Below are 545 nucleotides of genomic sequence, written 5' to 3' on the forward strand. Positions count from 1 at the left end.
GTTTGTTTTTCGCGAATTTCGGCTAATGTTTTGCAATCAATGCACAAATCCGCCGTTGGGCGCGCCTCAAGGCGACGAATGCCAATTTCGACACCGCAGGTGTCGCAGTAGCCGAAATCACCTGTTTCAATTTTGGCCAATGTGTGGTCAATTTTTTTCAGCAATTTGCGCTCGCGGTCACGGCTGCGCAACACCAGAGAAAACTCTTCTTCTTGGGTGGCACGGTCGGCCGGGTCTGGGAAGTTGGCGGCTTCGTCTTGCATTTGTGCAACGGTTTTGCCCGCTTCATCAACAATTTGGTTTCGCCAAGCATGGAGAATTTTTTTGAAATGAGCGAGTTGATTCTCGTTCATATATTCTTCATTTTTCTTTTCAACGTAAGGCTCCACGCCAGCCAAAGACAAAAGGCTCAACGACGTTTTCGGCGCACTTTTACTCATTTTATTCTCCTGTGTGTGAACTGCTAAAGCGAGGTTCATGCATGAGTGAATGACATTAACTCCATCGAGGTAGAGTCTGTCGCGATTTTTTAAAGGCGTATATTT

At 46.4% G+C, this 545-nt stretch carries 1 protein-coding gene; it reads right to left on the reverse strand.

The annotated features are described in order from the left end of the window. A partial coding sequence (gene dksA, locus JNC70_RS22830; protein WP_374789063.1) for an RNA polymerase-binding protein DksA occupies nt 1-440 on the reverse strand: 440 nt, incomplete at its 3' end. Between the last annotated feature and the right edge of the window lie 105 nt (nt 441-545).

The sequence above is a fragment of the Brucella oryzae genome (assembly GCF_041929965.1).
Classification (GTDB): domain Bacteria; phylum Pseudomonadota; class Alphaproteobacteria; order Rhizobiales; family Rhizobiaceae; genus Brucella; species Brucella oryzae.